19 protein-coding genes are annotated in these 16935 nt (G+C 50.4%); 11 read left to right on the top strand and 8 right to left on the bottom strand.

The window, feature by feature from the left end; genetic code table 11:
• Positions 1-592 precede the first annotated feature (592 nt).
• The 3 genes from G367_RS23990 to G367_RS0115665 all read right to left on the bottom strand — a co-directional run bounded on the left by G367_RS23990 (position 593) and on the right by G367_RS0115665 (position 2084).
• The gene (locus tag G367_RS23990; protein WP_020414101.1) at positions 593-928 is read right to left on the bottom strand and encodes a superinfection immunity protein; all 336 of its coding nucleotides are present in this window, start codon (positions 926-928) and stop codon (positions 593-595) included.
• Positions 929-990: 62 nt separating this feature from the next.
• Positions 991-1584: a hypothetical protein gene (locus G367_RS0115670; RefSeq protein WP_020414100.1), complete on the bottom strand. Its 594-nt coding sequence runs from the start codon at positions 1582-1584 to the stop codon at positions 991-993.
• On the bottom strand, positions 1581-2084 hold the full coding sequence (locus G367_RS0115665; RefSeq protein ID WP_020414099.1) for an RNA polymerase sigma factor: 504 nt from the start codon (positions 2082-2084) through the stop codon (positions 1581-1583). Before G367_RS0115665 ends, G367_RS0115670 begins: the two co-directional genes overlap by 4 nt.
• A gap of 177 nt (positions 2085-2261) precedes the next feature.
• Between G367_RS0115665 and G367_RS0115660 the strand changes: the two genes are divergently transcribed.
• From G367_RS0115660 to G367_RS0115650, 3 genes are all read left to right on the top strand, one after another.
• Positions 2262-2702, top strand: coding sequence for a MarR family winged helix-turn-helix transcriptional regulator (locus G367_RS0115660; protein ID WP_020414098.1), 441 nt, complete (start codon positions 2262-2264; stop codon positions 2700-2702).
• A gap of 185 nt (positions 2703-2887) precedes the next feature.
• Positions 2888-3310, top strand: a complete 423-nt coding sequence (locus tag G367_RS0115655; protein ID WP_020414097.1) for an organic hydroperoxide resistance protein — start codon at positions 2888-2890, stop codon at positions 3308-3310.
• 37 nt (positions 3311-3347) lie between these two features.
• The gene (locus G367_RS0115650; protein WP_020414096.1) at positions 3348-4367 is read left to right on the top strand and encodes an alpha/beta hydrolase; all 1020 of its coding nucleotides are present in this window, start codon (positions 3348-3350) and stop codon (positions 4365-4367) included.
• Positions 4368-4416: 49 nt separating this feature from the next.
• On the opposite strand, the gene G367_RS0115645 is transcribed toward G367_RS0115650, so the two are convergent.
• The 4 genes from G367_RS0115645 to hutI all read right to left on the bottom strand — a co-directional run bounded on the left by G367_RS0115645 (position 4417) and on the right by hutI (position 8134).
• Complete coding sequence (locus tag G367_RS0115645) at positions 4417-4818, bottom strand: RidA family protein (protein WP_020414095.1); 402 nt, start codon at positions 4816-4818, stop codon at positions 4417-4419.
• 107 nt (positions 4819-4925) lie between these two features.
• The gene (locus tag G367_RS0115640) at positions 4926-5810 is read right to left on the bottom strand and encodes a LysR family transcriptional regulator (protein ID WP_020414094.1); all 885 of its coding nucleotides are present in this window, start codon (positions 5808-5810) and stop codon (positions 4926-4928) included.
• 148 nt (positions 5811-5958) lie between these two features.
• Positions 5959-6921 carry a formimidoylglutamase gene (gene hutG / locus G367_RS0115635; protein WP_020414093.1) on the bottom strand — a complete coding sequence of 321 codons (963 nt, stop codon included), beginning with the start codon at positions 6919-6921 and terminating at the stop codon, positions 5959-5961.
• Positions 6905-8134 carry an imidazolonepropionase gene (hutI, locus tag G367_RS0115630; RefSeq protein ID WP_020414092.1) on the bottom strand — a complete coding sequence of 410 codons (1230 nt, stop codon included), beginning with the start codon at positions 8132-8134 and terminating at the stop codon, positions 6905-6907. The genes hutG and hutI overlap by 17 nt, the downstream gene beginning before the upstream one ends.
• A gap of 190 nt (positions 8135-8324) precedes the next feature.
• Between hutI and hutC the strand changes: the two genes are divergently transcribed.
• The 6 genes from hutC to G367_RS26180 all read left to right on the top strand — a co-directional run bounded on the left by hutC (position 8325) and on the right by G367_RS26180 (position 14179).
• Positions 8325-9035 carry a histidine utilization transcriptional repressor HutC gene (gene hutC, locus G367_RS0115620; RefSeq protein ID WP_026305168.1) on the top strand — a complete coding sequence of 237 codons (711 nt, stop codon included), beginning with the start codon at positions 8325-8327 and terminating at the stop codon, positions 9033-9035.
• 89 nt (positions 9036-9124) lie between these two features.
• Positions 9125-10801 (top strand): urocanate hydratase, encoded by a 1677-nt coding sequence (hutU, locus tag G367_RS0115615; RefSeq protein WP_020414089.1) that lies wholly within the window; start codon positions 9125-9127, stop codon positions 10799-10801.
• Between the two features lie 111 nt (positions 10802-10912).
• Positions 10913-12463 (top strand): histidine ammonia-lyase, encoded by a 1551-nt coding sequence (gene hutH / locus G367_RS0115610; protein WP_020414088.1) that lies wholly within the window; start codon positions 10913-10915, stop codon positions 12461-12463.
• Positions 12464-12759: 296 nt separating this feature from the next.
• Positions 12760-13098: a hypothetical protein gene (locus G367_RS0115605; protein WP_020414087.1), complete on the top strand. Its 339-nt coding sequence runs from the start codon at positions 12760-12762 to the stop codon at positions 13096-13098.
• Positions 13099-13198: 100 nt separating this feature from the next.
• Positions 13199-13699, top strand: coding sequence for a hypothetical protein (locus G367_RS0115600; RefSeq protein WP_157533542.1), 501 nt, complete (start codon positions 13199-13201; stop codon positions 13697-13699).
• A gap of 303 nt (positions 13700-14002) precedes the next feature.
• Complete coding sequence (locus tag G367_RS26180) at positions 14003-14179, top strand: hypothetical protein (RefSeq protein ID WP_020414085.1); 177 nt, start codon at positions 14003-14005, stop codon at positions 14177-14179.
• Between the two features lie 63 nt (positions 14180-14242).
• Here G367_RS26180 and pyk read toward each other — a convergent pair whose 3' ends face one another.
• On the bottom strand, positions 14243-15679 hold the full coding sequence (pyk, locus tag G367_RS0115590; protein ID WP_020414084.1) for a pyruvate kinase: 1437 nt from the start codon (positions 15677-15679) through the stop codon (positions 14243-14245).
• Positions 15680-15849: 170 nt separating this feature from the next.
• On the opposite strand from pyk, the gene G367_RS0115585 reads away from it, so the two are divergent.
• Both G367_RS0115585 and G367_RS0115580 read left to right on the top strand, forming a co-directional pair.
• Complete coding sequence (locus G367_RS0115585) at positions 15850-16323, top strand: META domain-containing protein (protein ID WP_020414083.1); 474 nt, start codon at positions 15850-15852, stop codon at positions 16321-16323.
• The gene (locus tag G367_RS0115580; protein WP_020414082.1) at positions 16304-16888 is read left to right on the top strand and encodes an META domain-containing protein; all 585 of its coding nucleotides are present in this window, start codon (positions 16304-16306) and stop codon (positions 16886-16888) included. Before G367_RS0115585 ends, G367_RS0115580 begins: the two co-directional genes overlap by 20 nt.
• Positions 16889-16935 lie beyond the last annotated feature (47 nt).

The raw sequence follows: 16935 nt of genomic DNA, 5'->3' as shown, positions 1-16935 counted from the left end.
GATCAGACTTAAGTCTTGCTCGGAATAAAACGTAAATCGAATTGTTCGAGTTACTTACTTCCGATAAATCTTTTTCTAGCCGAAGCTAGATGTATCGATTCATCACTCCGTAAGCACCCACACATATTGCTTGATCGAATTTTTAAACAACTCAGTTGAGCGCTCGGCTCTAACTGCGGGACGCGTATTCTACACATCCGGGCTGCTGAATCAAGTGATTTTTTGCAGCTTTTTTTCGGTGATTTGAACTGCTCAAAGCGCTTTTCAAATCCCGGCAAGGTTGTTTCCGCCCTTGCTTGAAGTGGTGCGCATTATAGCGACCTCTCCGTGCTTGGCAAGCTCTTTTTGAAGAAATTTTCTTAAGAAAATCAATTACTTGGAGCATCCTTCCCGCTGCTGCCTGAGCAGCGAGGAGGCGAACTATACGGACTTCAGGGAGGGCCGGCAAGCACTTTTTGGAAAAATATTTCAAAAAGATTTTTGCCTGAAAATTAGCCTGCAAAGACTGTAAGAAAGGGGGATGACGATGCCTGGTATCGAGGCCCTACTAAATGAGGGCCTCCCTGCTTGAAAAGTAGCTGACAAATTAACTCTACAAGCTTTTCCCTGAAGAAGCTTTTATAGTCCGATCTCCCTCTACAATGGTGCTTGTATCATGTGCACTTATCTGCTGGCCTTTATCCTTACTTCTCCGCTTACCTGTAACCGCCCAAGCGAGTAGTGCAAACCAGGCAATCCATGAAAGTATTGCGGGAACATTTGCTGCAAAGATCTTTGGGAAATGCTTTCGGTTAAAAAAAAATGCAACTATTGATGGCAAGAAACAAACCAGCAAAAAGAATGTAACAAAAATAAAACCTGTAAGCGCACTGACACCACTGAGGATTTCCAAGAAGCTAGTTACCAACTGATCAAGATCTGTAAACATATCCTTATTCCTAATTATTGATTGTTCTTTTTACAGTCCCACCAGCAACCATTTCTTTACAGTTATTTTAGATATTTTTTCTGAAAACTCTTCAACACCATTTTTTCTCTTCCTGTACGTCTATATATGTAGACACTATACAGAATCAGAAAAACGACAAAGCCCGAAAAAACAATGAGGACCTCCTGGGGATGGCGAATTAAGGGTTCTGTCGAACCACTATAAGCTCTTGCATAGCTCCATATACCGATCAAAAACATTTGTAGAAATAAAAAGAACCAGCTGAAATGAACCTCTCTACGTTTGCGCTTTAACCTGAGAAGACCCAAATCTACATAAGCTTTTGCCGATTCCTCTAATGGAGCCCACAAGCCACGACGATTAGTCATAGAGAACCCAACTGCCAAAGCAAGCATTGATAGCGCAAAAGCCAACCGTAAAATAACATCGGATTGATCTTTATTGAGTATCGCTACTACTACATAGATACCTACTCCTAACACTACAAGCCACTCAAAGGCTACCACTAATCGCATACGCCGTTCCTGACGACGCACCCACTTAAGGATTGCAGCTGGAACTTCTGTATTTACCGGCAGCTGCTTCCATATCTTTTCCAGCTCCAACCACTGCTTATCAGAATCTGTCCCACTCACTTCTCACCTCCTGACAGACAAATATTTAGGCGCTCTTTAGCTCTGTTTAGCCGTACCGCAATATTGGATTCACCGATACCAAGCACCTCAGAAATTTCTGCATAGCTCAACCCCTCCAGACGAAGAATCAATGTTTGTCGTAGTCCCAAGGGTAACCGTTGCACGGCACGAACCAAGCGATCCGACTTTTGCTCAGCAGCCAAACGCTCAGCGGGGCCAGGCTGATGATCCTCTAACTCCAGTAATTCCTCTCCACAACTATTCTGCGGTTTTCGCCTGGCTATCTCTGTTACACAGCGATTCTGCGCAATGCGATATACAAACGTCTTAAGGCTGGCATCCCCCCGGAATGCGGGCAGAGCTCGCCATAATCCCAGCCAGATCTCCTGTAGTAGATCATCATGCTCAGCCCTGGAATGTACATAACTATGTACCACCCGAGAAATACCTTCAGCATATTCCTCTATTGCTTGTTGAAATAATTGATCCCGCGATTCCACCGGCTACTCCATCATCTATGTAAGATACTGTACCGGCGGCATCAAAAACCTTACAAAATGTTTTCAATATTTTTTGGGCTTACCTCTATCACTATTTCCGGAATAATGGATAGAGCTATTAGCTACTCTATTGCGCTACACTGGCACAACATTGCCACCAGCAACTAGGGTGCGCCTATGGCGAAATCTATTAACAAAGACCAGAAACTCGATAACCAGCTCTGCTTTAGCCTCTATTCAGCATCTCTTGCGATGGGCAAGATGTATAAACCCCTGCTTGAAAAACTGGGGATTACCTATCCGCAATACTTATTGATGCTGGTTCTCTGGGAAGGAGATCAAATCACCGCTACGGAACTGAGTCAGCGCCTTGGGCAGGACAAGGGTGCCCTAACTCCAGTAATCAAGCGCCTGGAGAACCTCAAACTTATCAGCCGTCACCGCGACCCTGGGGATGAACGCAGGGTATTTATTGAGCTGACAACCAGCGGCAAGTCTATGCAAAAAGAGGCCGAGTCGATCCCAGAGAAGGTCTTACTGGCTTGCGGCCTTACCCGCCAATCTGCCAAGGTGCTTAGAGAGCAGATTGAAGTATTGCGCCAAAGCCTAAAACCATAAACCCCTTCGGCCCGTCAGGGGCCCCTTACTTCGTCTACCTTAGCAGTACCTATTGCCCTGATAGGCAAAAGTAATTATCGCAATAATAGTTATCGCAATAATATTTATTTGTGCCTCGGGTATGCCACTCACGGCCCCAAGGGCACTACCCCCGATTTTTATGACAAATTCATGAGGAGACGATTATGCAAACCCTATATAAAGCCGTAGCTACTGCCAACGGAGGCCGTGAAGGCCAAGCCAAATCTTCCGATGGCCACCTGAGCGTAAAACTGTCCATGCCAAAGGAATTAGGCGGCTCTGGTGGCGAAGGGACCAACCCGGAGCAACTGTTTGCAGCCGGCTACTCAGCCTGCTTTATTGGTGCGATCAAATTCGTTGCCGGCAAGCAAAAGGTAAACGTATCCGATGAGACTACTGTGCGTGCGGAAGTTGGTATCGGCCCACAAGGCAATGGATTTGGCCTGGATATTGACCTCTATATCAATATTCCCGGGCTCGATCAGGCTACAGCTGAAAAAATTGCAAACACAGCTCACGAAGAAGTTTGCCCTTACTCCAATGCAACCCGCGGCAACGTCGATGTGCGCCTGCATATATCTGTTTGACAAGTTGCAGTAGCGAACTCTTCAGAAGGTGTTAGTAATGACAAAGCTTAGTATTGCAAAGCTTGCGGTCCCTCTTCTCTTTACTATTGGTGGTATCTCAGCTTTCGCCGCCATTTCTCCTGGTGTGGAGCAAAATACGCAGAAATTCCTTAATGCACTGGCCCAAGGTGGTGGCAAGCCCATTGAGCAAATGTCTCCAAGAGATGCCCGCGCTGTTCTTGTAGGTGCACAGCAGGGCGCAACACTCCCACCGGCAGATGTCTCTCATAGAATTATTCATGTGAATGGTGAGAAAATTCGCTTAACCGTGGTTAAACCCAAAAACATCAAGGGCGAGCTACCTGTGTTTATGTATTTCCATGGTGGCGGATGGGTTCTGGGTGATTACCCCACGCATGAACGCCTGATTCGTGATCTGGTAAACCGATCAGGCGCTGCAGCAGTTTATGTTGATTACTCGCCCTCCCCGGAAGCAAAATATCCAACTGCTATTCATCAAGCTTATGCGGCGACTCAGTGGGTAGCAGATCATGGCAAGGAAATCGGAGTTGATGGATCACGTCTTGCGGTAGCTGGCAATAGCGTAGGTGGTAATATGGCAGCCGTCGTTTCCTTAATGGCTAAAAACAAGGGAACTCCGAAGCTCCGATTCCAGCTATTGTTATGGCCAGTTACGGATGCGAACTTTAATAATCAGTCTTACGAGGCGTTCGCTACAGATCACTTCCTGACTAAAAATATGATGGAGTGGTTCTGGGATAGCTACACGACTGACCCGAAGCAACGCGCTGAAATTTATGCATCGCCCCTGCGTGCCAGCATTCAGCAGTTACGCGGGTTACCACCCGCAATGGTTCAAACTGCAGAAATGGATGTACTTCGGGATGAAGGAGAGGCCTATGCCCGAAAGCTGAATGAAGCAGGCGTAACTGTCACTGCTGTCCGCTACAATGGCATGATTCACGACTACGGTCTGTTGAATGTGTTGAGTGATATCCCTGCAGTACAGGATTCTTTGGATCAGGCCGGTGCTCAATTAAGGGACCATCTAAAATAAGGCCGGAACAGATAAAAGTAGCCTCCCAAAGAGGCTACTTTTTATGATCTTAAGATGATATACGCGCTAAAGCTTCTATTTCGACCAAAGTATCCGGTGACGCCAATGATGCAACACCGATCCCAGTGATCGCCGGACGGGCTGTGCCCAAATATTTTGTCAGTATCGGTACAATCTTAGGCATATGCTCACTGAGCTCCCCTCTGATATAAACACGCAGCTGCAGCAGATTATTCACTGACGAATCTCCCTCAGTTAACACCGCTAATAGATTTTCAAATGCACTTTCTGCTTGGGCTTCAATATCTTTATTAACCACTTCATAGTCGGTATTCCAATCCACCTGACCGGAGATAAATATAAGGCCACTGATAACGTCCACTTTACCTTGAGACAGGCCAAAGGGCGCACCATCATATAGTGATTCAGGATTGATATTTAAAATATTCATAAATAAAACTCTGTAACCTGAAAAAAAGTACAGAGCAATACTAGGACTATGGACTTATCAGATCTATTGAGCCAGGCTTGTTACGGATACAAGCAATCTACTATTGATTAGCTCAAATAATTAACGGCTTTTTCCAGAACCCAACTGATCAGTGGGTCACTTTCAGCAGAGGGGTGAAACGCTGCGACGATTTCATAACCAGGAGGATATTTATCAAGGGGTATTTCATATAGTCCTTCACAAGGTAATAGGCGTGAAGGTATAAAACCCACCATATTGGTCTTCTTCAGATATTCCTTTGTTATAAAAAATGAAGGTGTAGAAATTGCAACATTTCTTTTTAAACCTTGCTTTTCAAGCCATCCATCAGCAGAACCGCGAAAACTGCCCACTCCAGGTGATGTGACGACAAAGTCGTAGTCCATTAGTTTTCTTATAGGTAGATAGTTTTCAAAGCTAATTTCCCTATTTGAAGATATACATAGGTATTTTTCTGTAGCCAGAGGTCGGGCAATCAATCCACTCGGAACGTACCCTTCAGAGGTGAAGGCAAGGTCAATCTCCCCCTGATGCATTTTTTGAGTAAGTGTCGTACTTTCAATATTTTTAATGATTACTTTTATTTTAGGCGCATACTCTCTGAGATCAGCAACTAACTCGCCAGTGACAAGAGTTTGTGCATAATCCGTTGCAGATATAACCAGCGTTCTTTCTGATTTGGTGAAGTCAATTGAGTCCGGCGCCGGCATCTCATTAAGCAATATTAGAATTTCACAGATTTTTGGTTCAATCAACTTTGCATAGCTGGTTGGTACCATGCCGTGCCCCGAGCGCACGAACAGAGCATCGCCGAGTATTGTTCGAATTTTCTTTAACTGTAGGCTCACAGCCTGCTGTGAAATATCTAAATTTTCGGCAACCAGGGATAAGTTTCTATACTTAAACAACGTATCCAGTAATTTGAGGTGCGAGATTTCCAGACTCTTAATCATATAAACGGTTCTAGGCACATCCTAGTTGGAATAAATTGTTAGGAGTTTATGAAAAATTCCAGCTCTGTCTTATAAATTCAATTTCTACTTTAAGAGCGCCTGTAGGAAAATTGTAACTATCCAGTGAGCTCTCTCATTACGGCAGGCCCTAGCACCTTAGAGCAGCCATGCGGTTAACAATTTGAAATCCTAGCCGGGCGGCAGTGCGAGCAGCATGATCTTCAATATCGAAATAAGGATTAAACTCAGCCATATCAGCAAGGCAAACTTTCTTGGAATCGATCACGGTATCAAGTAACACTTCCAACAAATCAAGTGACACCCCCCGGCCAGAGGGGGCACTTACAGCAGGCATCACTGCAGCAGGCAGAACATCCAGACACACAGTGAGATAGACAAAATCTACTCTATCGGTAAACGCGCGAATTTGCCCCTTTACCTTATCCAGGTTCCAGCTACTGATTTCCCGATCGCGGATTACCTCAGCACCCAGCTCACCTGCCCGGTTATACAGCGCTGGTGTATTGGCGTTATCAGCCGCACCGACACACAGATAATTAAAAGGGCGACCATTGATCTGGCACTGTTCAGCAATCTGGTAAAACGGCGTCCCCGATGACCCCTTTGGCGAGGGGATACGCAGGTCCAGATGCGCATCAAAATTAATAACCCCCAGGGTTTTGTCCCGCTGTTGTTCACGCATCCAGCGGGCGATACCTTGATAGCTGCCAAAAGCAATCTCATGACCACCACCCAAAACTAACGGGAAATGACCATTACCTAATAACTCATTTATCCGCGCCCCCAGTAACGCCTGACCAGACTCCAAGTCCTCACGCTCAACACGAACATTGCCTGCATCATAGAGAGGCAATTCAAAAGTGGCAGGCAGGTTAGCCATTGCCAGGCGCAGGATACGTGGGCCTTTGGCGGCACCGATGCGCCCTTTATTACGGCGAACACCCTCATCGGAGGCAAAACCGAGAATGGCGATCCCAGGAGGATTATCCAGCTGTAATGGTGTAACCCGTTGATGCCAACGCTCACCAGCGCGACCATCTTCGCTATCAGTGCGACCACTCCACAGGTGCATATCAGCCAGCTGTAACATCTCTACCTCCGAGAAAAATTTGCGCGGGCTTCAGCGCACCCACTTCATAAGCCAGCAGGTCTGGGGTATCCATCGGCCACAAAACCATATCAGCGCGTAGCCCCGGACGCAGCACGCCACGAGAGCAACAAAGTCCCAACGCTCGTGCCGCTGATCGGGTCACACCGGCAAGTGCTTCGGCAGGAGTTAGACCAAATAAGTTACAACCCATATTCATCATCAAACGCAAAGAGGCGATTGGACAGCTGCCGGGATTGAGGTCAGTGGACAGAGCCATGCACACTCCCGCCCCACGCAGCTTTTCAACTGGTGGGACCTGGGTCTCATGCAAGGTATAAAAAGCACCTGGTAACAATACCGCCACGGTACCGCTTTCAGCCATAGCCAGTACATCGGCATCGCTGATGTATTCAATATGATCCACGGATAATGCGCCAGCCTTGGCAGCCATAGCCGTTGCGCCGGTACGAGCCAACTGTTCAGCATGTACCTTTACAGGTAAATCGAGTTTCTTTGCAGCATCAATTACCCGCTGACATTGGTCCACGGAGAAACCGATAGTCTCGCAAAACATATCTACAGCATCTGCCAGCTGCTCTCGCGCCACCGCTGGTAGTATCTGCTCACAAATCAGGTCAATATATTCATCAGGGCGACCATCGTATTCCGGTGGCAGGGCATGAGCTGCCAGGCAGCTGGTCACTATATTTACCGGATTATGTTGGGCCAGGCGGCGGGCGGTTCGCAGTTGCTTTAGCTCGGTATCCAGGTCGAGGCCATAACCGGATTTGATTTCTACCGTAGTAACCCCTTCGGACATCAATGCATGAAGGCGCGGTTCAGATAGTCGATATAACTGCTCGGCACTGGCTGCACGGGTGGCGCGCACTGTAGAAATAATGCCACCACCGGAGCGGGCCACTTCTTCATAGCTCTCTCCCCCCAGGCGGCGGGCAAACTCCCCGGCCCGATGACCGCCATAAACAAGGTGGGTATGGCAGTCGATTAGCCCTGGGGTCAACCACTGGCCCTCACCATCAATAACCTCGTCCGGGGTGCAGTCAGGTAATTCCCGGCGTGGTCCCAACCAGACAATCTTGCCGCCGGTTACCGCTACAGCAGCATCCTCCACAGCACCGTATGCACCCACTATCGAGGGGTCCATGGTGGCGGCATTCACATTCGTAATCAGTAGGTCACAGCGTTCTGTCATAAGCTTCTAGCGGCGCGCTTTTCCTTCTTAAACCATAGATGCCCGGCTGAGCTGCCAGGCAAAACCGAAGCACTCAGGATACAGACCATAGCCCCGGCTTGACAGTCATCATTTTGGCCACCATAGTAGCCAGAAATAGCTATTGTATATACAACCATATACAAGCATTCATTACACTGTACCTGAGTCTATGAATACTGCAAGCGAACCACGCTACGCGATGATTAAGCGCCATATCCGCCAACAAATTGAAATTGGCGCTTGGCCCGTCCACTTCCAGGTGCCCTCGGAGAACCAGCTGGCGCAAGAGTTTGGTGTCAGTCGTATGACAGCCAGGCGCGCCCTGAGCGAACTGACCGACGAAAGGGTACTGATGCGCTCCCAAGGGCTTGGCACTTTTGTTGCTGAGCCGGTGCCTGCCAGTTCCCTATTAGAAGTGCGCAATATTGCCGATGAGATTTCGGCACGCGGACACAGCTACAGCAACCGCATTTTGCTGGCACAGCAGTGTATGGCCAGCGCTGAAGTGGCGCGCGCCCTGGAAGTGCCCGAACAGGCCAAAGTTTTTCACTCCATTATTGTGCACTGTGATAACAGCCTGCCCATTCAATGGGAGGAGCGCTTCACCAATCCTGCATTAGCCCCGGAATACCTGCAGCAGGATTTCGCCCACACTACGCCCAACGCCTATCTTTCCAGGGTTGCACCTTTGACCGAGGCGGATACCACTGTTGAAGCGATCGCCGCAGAAGCATCCATTGCCTACGCATTGGAAATAGCTACCGGCGATGCATGCCTGCAGGTATGGAGACGCACCAAGAGCAGCGCCGGCACCGTGAGCTTTGCGCGCTTAGTACACCCGGGCAATCGCTACCGTCTGGGTGCACAACTGAGATTCTAGACACTGCTTTATCAAAAAAATCGCCGACTGGCCAAATAGCCAGCAATAAGGGCGCATGAAATTTAACTAATTCATTTTGCGAGGAATCCATGTCCACCGATAAACGTCACGACCCAAGTCGTAAAATCCGCGCTCCTCACGGCACCAAGCTCAATGCTAAAAGCTGGCTTACCGAAGCTCCCCTGCGCATGTTAATGAACAATCTGGATGCAGAAGTTGCAGAGCGCCCGGAAGATCTGGTGGTTTATGGTGGTATCGGCCGCGCAGCACGCGACTGGGAGTGCTACGACAAGATTGTCGAAGTGCTAACGCGCCTGGAAGGTGATGAGACCCTGCTGGTACAGTCTGGCAAGCCAGTAGGTGTATTTAAAACCCATGCCGATGCGCCGCGAGTATTAATTGCCAACTCCAACCTGGTTCCCCACTGGGCCAACTGGGAACACTTCAACGAGCTGGATAAAAAAGGCCTGGCCATGTATGGCCAGATGACCGCCGGCTCCTGGATCTATATCGGCTCCCAAGGCATCGTACAGGGAACCTATGAAACCTTCGCAGCAGTGGCACGCAAACATTTTAACGGAGAAGCAAAAGGCAAATGGATTCTCACCGGCGGCCTCGGCGGCATGGGTGGCGCCCAGCCCCTGGCAGCCACTATGGCAGGCTTCTGTATGATCGCGGTGGAGTGCGATGAAACCCGTATCGATTTCCGTTTGCGCACTGGCTATGTAGACAGGAAAGCCACCAGTCTCGACGAAGCGCTGCAAATGATTGAAGAGGCCATGGAAAAAGGCGAAGCCATTTCGGTTGGCCTGCTGGGCAACGCAGCCGATATTTTCCCGGAAATTGTGCAGCGCAATATTCTGCCAGATTCAGTTACCGACCAAACTTCCGCACACGACCCTTTAAATGGTTACCTGCCTAAAGGCTGGACCATGGAATACGCTGCAGAAATGCGGAAAAAAGACGAGGCCGCGGTGGTAAAAGCGGCCAAGCAATCCATGGCAATCCAGGTGGAAGCCATGCTGGAGCTGCAAAAGCGCGGCGCCGCCACCCTCGACTACGGCAACAATATTCGCCAGATGGCCCTCGAAGAGGGTGTGGAAAATGCCTTCGACTTCCCCGGATTTGTACCCGCCTATATTCGCCCGCTGTTCTGTGAAGGTGTAGGCCCTTTCCGCTGGGCGGCCCTGTCCGGCAACCCGGAAGATATCTACAAGACCGATGCCAAAGTTAAAGAGTTGATCCCCGACAATCCGCAGCTGCATAACTGGCTTGATATGGCCCGTGAGCGCATTCATTTCCAGGGACTGCCCGCACGTATCTGTTGGGTTGGTCTGAAAGATCGTGCCCGCTTGGCTCTGGCATTTAACGAAATGGTCGCCAATGGCGAATTGGAAGCACCAGTGGTTATCGGCCGCGATCACCTAGACAGCGGCTCAGTGGCCAGCCCTAATCGCGAGACAGAGGCCATGATGGATGGCTCCGATGCTGTCTCCGACTGGCCGTTGCTAAACGCCCTATTGAATACCGCCTCCGGTGCCACCTGGGTATCCCTGCACCACGGTGGTGGTGTCGGCATGGGCTTCTCCCAACATTCAGGTGTGGTGATTGTCTGTGACGGCACCGAAGCTGCGCGCAAGCGTATCGAGCGTGTTCTCTGGAATGACCCTGCCACCGGCGTAATGCGCCACGCTGATGCCGGCTATGAAGTCGCGAAAAAATGTGCAAAAGAACAGGGCCTCGACCTGCCCATGCTGAAAGACTGATTTTTTACCGCAATAAAAATACCGCCGGTAGAAATCTCTTACGGCCCGAATAATTTTTTCGGGCTGGACTACCGGCGCCAGTGCAGTAAATATTTTTTGGTGAATTAATTTATGTATCAATTGGAAATCGATCCCGGCCAGTTAAGCCTTGCGCAACTGCGCCGCGTAGCTCGCGAGTCGGTGCAGCTGTCCCTGGCAAAAAGTGCCTACCCCGCTATCGAAGCTTCTGCCCACACCGTTGCCCAGGTAATTACCGAAGGCCGCACGGTATACGGTATCAATACCGGTTTTGGCCTACTCGCCAACACTCGCATTGAAAAGCACGACCTGGAAAACCTGCAACGCGCTATTGTACTGAGCCATGCCGCCGGCACCGGCAACTTTATGAGCGAAGCTACCGTACGCTTGCTGATGGTACTGAAAATCAACTCCCTGGCCCGCGGTTTTTCCGGCGTGCGCCCTCAGGTTATTGAAGCACTGATACAACTGGTTAATGCAGGCGTTTACCCTGCAATTCCCGAAAAGGGCTCTGTAGGTGCTTCAGGTGACTTGGCACCGCTGGCCCATATGAGTGTGGTACTGCTGGGCGAAGGTGAAGTATTTATTAAAGGCGTACGCAAGCATGCCCATGAGGGCCTGAAAGCCGCAGGCCTGGAGCCTATCACCCTGGCTCCCAAAGAGGGCCTCGCCCTGCTAAACGGCACCCAGGCTTCCACCGCCTTTGCTCTGCTCGGCCTGTTCGCCAGCGAGGATTTATTCGCCGGCGCACTGGTTACCGGTGCCATGACACTGGAAGCCGCCAAGGGCTCACGCCGTCCCTTCGACGACCGTATCCACAACGCCCGTGGCCAACAGGCACAGCGGGATGTCGCCGCCGTTTACCGCGACCTGCTCGGTGAAAATAGCCAGATCGGTGATTCACATCAGTTTTGCGAGAAAGTGCAAGATCCCTACTCCTTGCGCTGCCAGCCCCAGGTAATGGGCGCCTGTCTGCAACAAATGCGCTTTGCCGCTGAAGTACTGCTGGCCGAAGCAAATGGTGTTTCCGACAACCCACTGGTATTTACCGACGAGAAAAACCCGGATAACTCTGACATTATTTCCGGCGGTAATTTTCACGCGGAACCAGTGGCCATGGTCGCCGATAACCTGGCGTTGGCACTGGCAGAAATCGGCTCGCTATCCGAACGCCGTATGGCCCTGCTGATCGACAGCAACCTGTCCGGCCTGCCCCCGTTCCTGGTGGAAAATGGCGGGGTAAACTCTGGCTTTATGATCGCCCAGGTTACTTCTGCCGCATTGGCCAGTGAAAATAAATCCATGGCACATCCTGCCAGCGTGGACTCCCTGCCCACTTCCGCAAACCAGGAAGACCACGTTTCCATGGCGACTTTTGCCGGCCGCCGCCTGCGGGAAATGGCCGACAATACCTGTGGTATTTTGGCTGTGGAATTACTCGCAGCTTGCCAGGGGTTGGATTTTCGCGCTCCATTAAAGTCCACAGAAAAACTGGAATCGGCGAAGACAAAACTGCGCGAGCGAGTGCCTTTCTATGATAAAGACCGTTACTTTGCTCCGGATATTGAAGATGCTAAACAGCTACTAAGCAGCGGCGCTTACCTCGATGCTGTAAGCCCGTTAGTACTGCCGAGCGCCAAATAATTCGATTTAGCTCCCGCAACCAGCAAGGCTGGCAGGAGCCTTTCTCACAAAATATCGGCGATATTCCATCCCGGTATTTTGTGAATATTTAGTGGTTTTACCCCCCTCCCCACCTTACCGTTTTTGCTCCAGACAACCGCCTCTCAGAAGTGGGACTTTCCATTCGTCTCATCTCATTACCAATTTGCCCGCCAATCCCCTACTAGAACATTTTTTTTACTTCATGATGATTTTTGCGACAAAAGTGCTAGGCTGATTATTAGACGTTTTACCCGCCAAAAGGCGTGGAGGTCTTGATGAAATCGCTGTCCAGAAGGCTGCTCTGTGGCTCTGGCTTTGCACTGGCAATCGCAGCGGGAGCTTCCCTCTCTGCTTGCAGTGGTTCCGGCTACCCATGTGGGAGTTACGATTGTTCAGCCAGTTATTACGGATACAGCCCTTATTACAGTAAGACCTATTACAACCTGCGTGGTCGCTATGCCCACTGCCACCCCGATGGCACCTGTCACAACGTGCAGCATTGTAATTTCTACTGGGACGGCAATTTCTACCGCCTGAGACCACCGGCAGTAGTGAACAGAGGCTTTCAGGTGCTTGATCCTCCCGACCCACGCTTCCGCGCCAGGCCCTACTAATCCCGAAATTTAGTGTTCGCCAGATTGGCACACACAAGGGGCTTGCCCCCTGTGGGCACGGCCTCTCCGGGGGGAAATTCCACTTACCGGAGAAAGCACTATGAATAGAGCTGTGAAGTCGGTGATTATCACCGCCACGGTATGTGTGGGCCTCACCTTAGGGGCCTGTACAACCGGAGGTTATGGTGGCTATTACAGTGGGGGGGGAATCGCCTATACCTCCTCTTACGTATACCCTTACGCCACCCCCAACTACTACCCTTCAAGTAATATTTATGTCTCCTACCGAACGCCGGTTTACCAGTACTACCGGGCAACACCGCGCTACGGCTACTACTATGGCGGAGCCTACTCCTATTACCGCTCCCCCGCGCTCCGCGGAAATCCTCGCTATCGTGCGAGGTACTACTATCGTGGGCTGCCTTACTACAACCGCTTCTACTCTCCCAGACCATCCTACCTGCGTGTTCGCGCCTACCATGGCGGATATCGCGGCCACCGTGTGTATCGCAGCCATCGCGGGTATAGAGGACATCGCGGTTACAGAGGGCATCGCGGGTATCATCGCGTTCGTGGAGGGCATTACCGCGGGAGACGCTAATCATCCGCTGTTATAAAAATTTTTACCCCACCGGGATTTTTCCAAGTCCCGGTGGGGCACTAAAAAAGCGGGACAGACATTGGTCTTTAAAGTGAACGCAACCCTGAAATCTGGGCCTCAAAAAACCAATGCTCTAGAAATTGAAAGTTTCGATAAGATATCTTCACCTCATCACTTGCGATAAGTGTCGCCACAATTTACAAAATGTCGCTTATTTCCTCACTTTGACATTTATTCCCTCTAATCTGAGAAAAGACACATCACAAGCTTGTGCAACTCATTGCAAGTCAAGAGGTAACTGCGGTGCAGAAATTACTACTGCTTCTGCTTACCGTGGCCCTGGCAACAGGAGTTGCCGGTTGTTCGACAACCGCGCCCAAGGGAAGCCCCAAGTCATTGTCCTTGAACGGGCAAAAATTTCACTGTGTAGAGCAGGAATTGGAAACTAAGACCCTGGTACGTTGTAGCCGCTCCGGCTAAAAATAGATTTAAATACTCCGATTTTTATTTAAATTTGAAATTAACAGTTGAGTAAGATGAGTTTTACTCAACGCGAACAACCCGCAGGGTATCTGTGTGGCCACCAATATCCTGTTGATAGCCTCGCGAAACCAAAACGAAATCTCCTGGCATTAACAGCTTCCTCTGCTTCAGGTGGCCTATTGCCTTTTGGTCCCTGGAGGGTCCATCCATGCCCGCAACTGCCATCAATACCGGGTCGACGCCCCGGTAAAGCGCCACACGGTTACAGATACGGCGGTGTCGGCAAAAGGCATAAATGGGGATTACCGAACGGACCCGTGACATCAGTAGAGCAGTATTTCCGGTTTCGGTCTGGCAGATAATCGCCTTGATATCCCTGCAATGATTCGCAATGGTAATAGCAGCCACAGCAATACAAGCATCACCAGCCGGATAATTACCACGTAAAATATCTGAGGGCCTCTGGGTAGCACGGTGTTTTTCCGCCCCAATAATCACCTCAGCCATATGCCGCACAGTCTCCACCGGGTAACGACCGCTGGCAGTTTCCGCCGAGAGCATTACCGCATCAGTACCATCCAGGACAGCATTGGCAACATCACACACTTCGGCCCTTGTCGGCACTGGGCTGGAAATCATCGACTCCATCATTTGAGTAGCGGTGATTACTGTGCGATTCAGGTAGCGCGCAAATTTAATCAGGTGTTTTTGTACCCCCATTAACTCCGCATCGCCAATCTCTACCGCCAAGTCACCGCGTGCCACCATTATTGCGTCGCTTGCCAGGATTAATTTTTCCAAATGCGCATCACTGGAAACCGCTTCAGCACGCTCTATTTTGGCGATGATTTGGGAAGTGCCGCCAGCCTGTTGCAGGAGTTCCCGCGCCCGGTGAATATCCTGAGCCTCACGGGGAAAGGAAACAGCCAGGTAATCCAGTTGCAACTCCGCGGCTACCTGAATATCCCGCAGGTCTTTTTCAGTCAAGGCCGGGGCTGTGAGTCCTCCACCTTGTTTATTAATCCCTTTGCGATCCGAAAGCCAGCCCCCTGACTCCACTTCAGTAATAACTTCAGTGCCTTCGATTTTTTTTACTCGCAAACTGAGGCGACCATCGTCCAATAAGAGGCAATCGCCGAGGACACAATCCTGTGCTAACTGGGGATAATCCACCGATACCCCATTGGCATCGCCACCCGCATCCGCTCGGTTGGGGTCGAGGACAAATTCCGAACCGCTCTCCAGTAAAACTCGACCATCGCCAAATTTGCCCACCCGAATTTTAGGTCCCTGCAAATCACCGAGAATCGCAACATGACACCCCTGCCGCGCCGCCTCAGCACGAACCTGTTCGGCCCGGCGGCGGTGATCTGCGGAAACACCATGGGAAAAATTGAGGCGTACCATATTGACTCCCTCCGCAATCAACTGGCAGAGAGTATCGCTCTGGTCACTCGCGGGACCGAGTGTGGCGACAATTTTCGTGCGTCTGATCATGTCTGTATTTATCCGCAAATCCCTACCCCCATCTCAGTGGAAGCATAGCTTGTCACTCCTGTCGACTCCCTATCGCAGGCAATTACTAGGCTTATATATGAGGCAGATTCCGGCTGGATATATTGGACAAAGCGGGAAAACGAAAATCGGAATAAGGGAGTTATTCGCCAATGAGCAGGTTGGTGCAAATTTGGCTACTGGGAGCCCTGCTGGTAATTGGCGGATGCCTGGCAACCGGTTCGGAGGAAGCGAGAGTCATACAAAATGCGGGGAACCCGCAGAGTGTATGCGGTAAAAAGTGGCAGTTGGTGCGCCTGCGAGTTAACGGGGCCGCTATCCCGGTACAAAAACCGGAAAACTTCACATTCCTGTGCAACCCCGATGGCAATGTAATGGGCCGCAGCGGCATCAATACCTATCGTGGGGAATTACAAATTACGGCCAACGGCCAGATGTTGTGGGACACCTCCAGCTTTGTATCTACCAAAATGGGCGGTCCACCCCAGCTGCTGCAACAGGAACATACTTACCTGCGGGCGCTCTCCGGCACCCGCCAAGCTTTTACCAAATCCCGGGGAAAACGCCTGATCCTGCGCGATGCTTCCGGTGATATATATATTGAATATGTCCGTGCAGGACCTTGAACGCCACCACAGACCGCTGGTAGTTTTTACGATTAAATGTCGCAATACTTACGAGAACGACATCATGCCGCGAGATCACTTACGCTTGCAGCTTATGATTCCAAGCCTGCTCGCCCTGCTTCTTTCCGGGTGTATGTCCTTTGACGCCCCCAGTGAACCCCAGCCTCTCCGACATTCAGCCTGGTCTGCCTGTAATCACGAGTGGGTTCTGTCCAGTCTGAAAGATGGCGAACATACCTATGAGTACCTACTCATATGGCGGAAATTTTGGCGCGAAAGACCTTTTTTCACCTGTGACCGCTTTGGTTTTGTACGCGGAAGCGGCGGTGTAAACCCCTACCTGGGACGCTTTTCCCTGGAGAGCAACGGTGCTCTGTCCTGGTCAACAGTCCCGGCCATCTCACGTAAAGGCCGGGCCCATCCCAGTGATGAGCTGGAGGCCGACTACCTGAAGGCACTGCGCAAAGCCCGACTCCTCGAAGTCGTTGGGGACAAATTGATTATGAGTAGTCGCGACAGCAATACCCGGCTCGAATTTAATCGGGTTGATGAAATCATGCGCTAAGATCACTCTACACAAAGGTTACAAGCATAAAAAAGGCGACCCAAAGA

Origin of the sequence: Microbulbifer variabilis ATCC 700307, assembly GCF_000380565.1 — a bacterium.
GTDB lineage: Bacteria > Pseudomonadota > Gammaproteobacteria > Pseudomonadales > Cellvibrionaceae > Microbulbifer > Microbulbifer variabilis.
The sequence above is the reverse complement of the archived record's forward strand: the minus strand, read 5'-3'. Positions and strand labels throughout refer to the sequence as shown.